This is a genomic window from Variovorax sp. P1_H12_2, from assembly GCF_056405335.1.
The window spans coordinates 1-4,698 of the sequence record NZ_JBFUCI010000464.1; the positions used below are offsets into that span (position 1 = coordinate 1).

Sequence of the window (4,698 nt, forward strand, 5' to 3'; positions counted from 1 at the left end):
GAGGAGTTCCGCRACATGGGGCGCATCACCGAGCTGATCGAGAGCAACAAGCTCACCGACGACCTCGGCCTGCCGCCGCTCAATGCCGCCGAAGACCGCGTGATGCTGTGCGGCAGCCCGGGCCTGCTGGTCGACCTCAAGCACATCCTCGAGGCGCGCGGCTTCAAGGAAGGCAACACGTCGACGCCGGGCGACTTCGTGGTCGAACGCGCCTTCGCCGAGAAGTAGGGCAAGACCATGACCCATGTCGTCACGGACAGCTGTGTCCGCTGCAAGTACACCGACTGCGTGGACGTCTGTCCGGTCGACTGCTTTCGGGAAGGACCGGATTTCCTGATCATCGATCCCGACGAATGCATCGACTGCGCCGTTTGCATCCCCGAGTGCCCGGTCAACGCCATCTACGCGCAGGAGGATGTTCCTCCCGCCATGCAGCACTTCACGGACTTGAACGCGAAGCTGGCGACGCTGTGGCCGTCGATCGTGAAAAGACACGCGCCGCTTCCGGATGCCGACGCCTGGAAGGACAGGACAGACAAGCTGAGCGCCGTCAGTCTTCCCGAGCTGGAACCCTGAGGCCGCGACGCGGCCGCATGACGCAAGCCCGGCTTCACGCCGACGGCATCCATCCCCCGAGCTTTCAAGCTCGAGATGGCGAATCGGTCTGCTTGAGCTGGTCGAGGAACCAGCGGCCGGCCGGCCCCGGCGGCGAATCCTTGCGGTAGGCGGCGAACATCGAGATGGGAGGCAGTCGCGGCTGGAAGTTCTCGATCTGGATCTGCACCAGGGCACCGGCATTGAGGTCGCTTCGGACCATCGCAGCCGGCATGTGCCCCCAGCCGAAACCTGCGCGCAGGAACGCATRCTTCGCGCCAAGATCCGCCAGGCGCCAGGTCAAGGGGGAGAACACGCCGTAGGTCTTGCCGTCGGTCAGGGTCGTCCGGTCCGTCAGGACCAGCTGCACGTGTTCCTCCAGTTCGCGCAGCCGGATGAGTCCCTTGCGGCGCGCCAGGGGGTGGGCGTTCCCCGTCACCGTGACCATCGGCACGTCGAGCAGCTTCTCGGACTCCACGGCATCCGGCACAAGGGGCATCGATCCAAAGATGCCAAGCCGGCAAGTGCCCTCCATCACGGGTTGGATGACGGCGCCCAGCGCCTCCACATAGAGGCGCAGCGGCGTGTGGGGAAATGCCGCGCGGAAGAGGCCGACGGCCACGGTCAGGGACTCCATCGGATACATCACGTCCACCACGACCGATAGCTCGGGCTCCAGCCCTTCGGCAATGGTCCGCGCCTTCGCCTTGAAGCCGTTCATGCTGTTGACGACGAGACGGGCCTCCGCAAGGAGCGCCGTGCCTTGCTCGGTGAGTTGCGGATAGCGCGCCGAGCGATCGAACAGCTGCACGTCGATCTGCGCCTCGAGATTGGCCAGAGTCTGGCTGACGACCGACTGTGCCCGACGCAGCCTGCGGCCTGCGGCCGAGAAGCTGCCTTCGTCCGCCGCCGCGATGAAGGTTCGCAGTTGGTCCATGGATACGCCGTCCAGCATCTATCGCTCCTGTCGATGGGTTGCATCGAAAGATATAGGCTTCCCAGTGAGATGTCCAGCTCCTAACCTTCAGGCCATGTCATCACTGGAAGGAAATCTCATGGAACAAGCAGTCAGCGAACCCGTGCATGCCTCGCCTGCGCAGACACGCCGCATCGTCGCGCGCACAAGAGGCCGCGCGCATGGACCCATCACCCGAATCGTCAGTCCTTCGGACATCGGCGAACTGATCAAACCGTTCGTCTTCCTGGACTACTTCGATTTCAAGCCCACCGGCCATGCGCTGTTTCCGATGCATCCGCATTCGGGGATCGCGACGATCACGGTCCTGCTCTCCGGCGACTTGCGCTACGAAGACACGACCGGGGCCTCAGGCGTCCTGGCCGCGGGCAGCGTCGAATGGATGCGGGCAGGCAACGGCGTCTGGCACGACGCCAGTCCGGCCGGGCTCGAACGTTTCCAGGGCTATCAGGTCTGGGTGGCGCTGCCGCGAAGCCTGGAAAACGGCGTGGCGCAAAGTCAATACCTGCCCTCCGAGGCCGTTCCGCAGCAAGGCCCCGCCAGGCTCGTGCTGGGACGACATGCGGGCGCGAGCAGCCGCGTGGCCGCGCCGGACGGAATGAACCTGCTCCACGTCCATCTGGCCTCGGGCGAGCGCTGGCACTATCAGCCGCCCACGGGGCACGACGTCGCCTGGACCCATGTGCATCGCGGAGAGCTCCTTGTGGCCGGCGAGCGACTCGAGGGCGAGCTCGCGGTGTTCGAGGAGTCCGAAAGCGCGATCGAGTTCACCGCCCAAGGCGACACCGACTTCATCGTCGGATCGGCCGTGAAGCATCCGCACGATCTGGTGCTGGGCTACTACTCGGTTCACACCTCGCCCGCGGCGCTTCAACGGGGAGAGGCGGAGATCGCTCGAATCGGGCGGCAGCTTCGCGCCGACGGACGCATTCGTTGATTGCCCTTGCCTGACCTCCAGCTTCTTCAACCACCGTTCTTTTCACCAACCTCAAGGAATCCATCATGAACACTACTTCTGACAGCAAGAACTCCGTCCTGCCTTTCGCCGGGCGAATCCTCCTGGCCGCGATCTTCATCATCAGCAGCCTCGGCAAGATCGCGGCGCCCGAGGCGACCCAGGGATACATTGCCTCTGTCGGGCTGCCCGTGCCGGTGCTCAGCTACCTGGCCGCCATCGTCATCGAACTGGGTGGCGGCGTGCTGCTGCTGGTGGGCTGGCGCACCCGCGTGGTCGCGGCAGGGCTTGCCGCGTTCTCGATCATCTCCGCGCTCGTCTTCCATCACGCGCTCGGCGATCAGAACCAACTGTTCCACTTCCTCAAGAACCTCGCGATGGCCGGTGGACTGATCCAGGTGCTGGCATTCGGTGCGGGTGCATTCAGCATCGACAACCGGAAGAAAGCGCCACACCGCACGTTGACCGCTCAGTAGGTCTAGAACATCCGGTTCGCCCCTGCCGTGGGGCGGACTGGCTTCCATTCGAGGCGAACTGATCCTGGCACCAACTTAACTGAGGAGATCGAAATGAAGCTGTGGAAATTCATTGAGCGGCATCACGAGGACTTCGGAGCCGCACTCTTCGTTCTTCCGTGCCTGATGGCAACGCTCGCGATGGCTGGCATCGCCTTTGGCATCGGCCTGCTGTTGCGGTAGTGCCAAAACTGCGACTGACCACCACGCTGGACGGGGAGACCATGCAGGATGGCACGACCGCGGTTTTCTCGTTCGGCACGGTCGTCGAACATCAAAGACGCAAGCCATGGGACGGCCTCTCTAGTCCAGGGTCGCTCGCGCGAGGAAGGGTGCCAGCTGTTCCCGGGCCATCTCCGGCGTCACGACGTCCACGGGATCGAGCTTCTCGTAGCTGTAGCTCTCCGGGTCGTCGTAGATGCGTTCCGAGATCAGTTTCGGCTGGGGATCGTTGGTGTACGTGAAGATCTGGAACAGATGGTGGTTCATGAGGTAGTGGGCTTCGGGGTCGGCCTCGATGTCGTGATCCTTCAGACAGACACCGGGCACCACATGCGTCCAGACGGCCTCCGTGGTGACGCCATAGTCCTCGACCCCCATGTTCATCGTCCGGGCGCCCATGACGTTCTGCCGGGCCTCGAACGTCTCCCGGTAGAAACCTTCGACCGCCGCCTTTCCCGAAAGAACCCGCATTTCCCTTCGGTCTCCGACGCGGTACATGGGCTCGTCGACCGTCAGTTCCGGCACGATGATCTGGTCCCAGTAGCCGGCAACCTCCAGCAGGAGATGTCGGAGGTAGTTCTTCAGTATGGCCTTGTGCAGCGGCTTCTCGGTGGCCTGGAGAAAGGCCTCGACCTGCCTCGGCCACTCGGTGACATCAAACTTGTTCGGAATGCGCATCAGCGTCAGCGCATCCGCGGTATTGAACAGTCGATCCGCTTGATTCGAAGCTCCAGATTGCATGCTATTTCTCCTGTTCAGGTGGCCAGTGCGGGACTGACGGTCTGTGCACTTCGATGGAATGCGCCACTTCGGCACGCCGGGTCATCGCGCCGATGAACACGGCAGTTCATGGGACCAGAATGGGCAGGCCCGCACGGCGACGAGCGGCAATATCTTCGTGCGCGCGAGCCGCCTCCGCGATGGGATAGCGCGCGACTTCGATCTTGCCGAAGACGCCCTTGCGATAGGCATCGAAGAGTTCCCCGGTGGCAGTGGCCACGACAGATCCCTTGACGAACTGCGGCATGCCGCCGCCCGCGACGCGAATACGGCGCGCGGCAAGCAGCGCCTGGTCGATCGACGGCTGGCCGGAGGCGGCACYGATCGTCAGGATCGCCCCGCCGTCCCGGACTGCGGCCATCGACGCTTCGAAGGTGGCGCGGCCGACGAACTCGTAGACGACATCGACGCCATTCGGTGCCAGCGCCCTCACCTTCAACGCCAGTTCACGGTCGTCGGATCGCAGCGCATGGTCGACGGCGCCCTGGATCTCTTCGAGCTTGTCCGCCGATCCCGCCGTGCCGATCACGGTCGCCCCCAACGATCTCGCCCAACGCGAGATCAGCGACCCGACGCCGCCCGATGCCCCCTGGACCAGGACCGTTTCGCCGGCCTTCAGTGGGTACAGCGCGCGAAGCCCCATCCAGGCCGTGAGG

Annotated in this window: 7 protein-coding genes and 1 pseudogene; 5 read left to right on the forward strand and 3 right to left on the reverse strand. The window is 64.0% G+C overall.

Annotated elements, in window-relative coordinates; all coding sequences use genetic code 11:
• Nucleotides 1-228, forward strand: a pseudogene (locus AC1D2K_RS30100) (ferredoxin--NADP reductase); the annotation flags it as partial.
• Between the two features lie 9 nt (nucleotides 229-237).
• Nucleotides 238-576, forward strand: coding sequence for a ferredoxin FdxA (gene fdxA, locus AC1D2K_RS30105; protein WP_478093526.1), 339 nt, complete (start codon nucleotides 238-240; stop codon nucleotides 574-576).
• Between the two features lie 64 nt (nucleotides 577-640).
• Here the strand turns inward: fdxA and AC1D2K_RS30110 are convergent, their stop codons facing one another.
• Nucleotides 641-1,549, reverse strand: a complete 909-nt coding sequence (locus AC1D2K_RS30110; protein WP_478093528.1) for a LysR family transcriptional regulator — start codon at nucleotides 1,547-1,549, stop codon at nucleotides 641-643.
• Between the two features lie 100 nt (nucleotides 1,550-1,649).
• Here AC1D2K_RS30110 and AC1D2K_RS30115 point away from each other — a divergent pair, with 100 nt between their 5' ends.
• From AC1D2K_RS30115 to AC1D2K_RS30125, 3 genes are all read left to right on the forward strand, one after another.
• Nucleotides 1,650-2,507 (forward strand): pirin family protein, encoded by an 858-nt coding sequence (locus tag AC1D2K_RS30115; RefSeq protein WP_478093530.1) that lies wholly within the window; start codon nucleotides 1,650-1,652, stop codon nucleotides 2,505-2,507.
• A gap of 65 nt (nucleotides 2,508-2,572) precedes the next feature.
• On the forward strand, nucleotides 2,573-3,001 hold the full coding sequence (locus AC1D2K_RS30120; protein WP_478093531.1) for a DoxX family protein: 429 nt from the start codon (nucleotides 2,573-2,575) through the stop codon (nucleotides 2,999-3,001).
• Between the two features lie 93 nt (nucleotides 3,002-3,094).
• A complete protein-coding gene (locus AC1D2K_RS30125; RefSeq protein ID WP_478093533.1) occupies nucleotides 3,095-3,223 on the forward strand; it encodes a hypothetical protein in 129 nt (42 codons plus the stop codon).
• Between the two features lie 120 nt (nucleotides 3,224-3,343).
• Here AC1D2K_RS30125 and AC1D2K_RS30130 read toward each other — a convergent pair whose 3' ends face one another.
• Both AC1D2K_RS30130 and AC1D2K_RS30135 read right to left on the reverse strand, forming a co-directional pair.
• Entirely contained in the window at nucleotides 3,344-4,003 is a 660-nt protein-coding gene (locus tag AC1D2K_RS30130; protein ID WP_478093535.1) for a hypothetical protein, read from the reverse strand.
• Between the two features lie 106 nt (nucleotides 4,004-4,109).
• Nucleotides 4,110-4,698, reverse strand: a 589-nt coding sequence (locus AC1D2K_RS30135; RefSeq protein ID WP_478093537.1) for a zinc-binding dehydrogenase, incomplete at its 5' end; no start/stop codon positions are given.

Coding starts and splice junctions, on each gene's coding strand:
- AC1D2K_RS30120 (WP_478093531.1), top strand. CDS start 2,573: ATGAACACTACTTCTGACAGCAAGAACTCCGTCCTGCCTTTCGCCGGG.
- AC1D2K_RS30115 (WP_478093530.1), top strand. CDS start 1,650: ATGGAACAAGCAGTCAGCGAACCCGTGCATGCCTCGCCTGCGCAGACA.
- AC1D2K_RS30125 (WP_478093533.1), top strand. CDS start 3,095: ATGAAGCTGTGGAAATTCATTGAGCGGCATCACGAGGACTTCGGAGCC.
- fdxA (WP_478093526.1), top strand. CDS start 238: ATGACCCATGTCGTCACGGACAGCTGTGTCCGCTGCAAGTACACCGAC.
- AC1D2K_RS30130 (WP_478093535.1), bottom strand. CDS start 4,003: ATGCAATCTGGAGCTTCGAATCAAGCGGATCGACTGTTCAATACCGCG.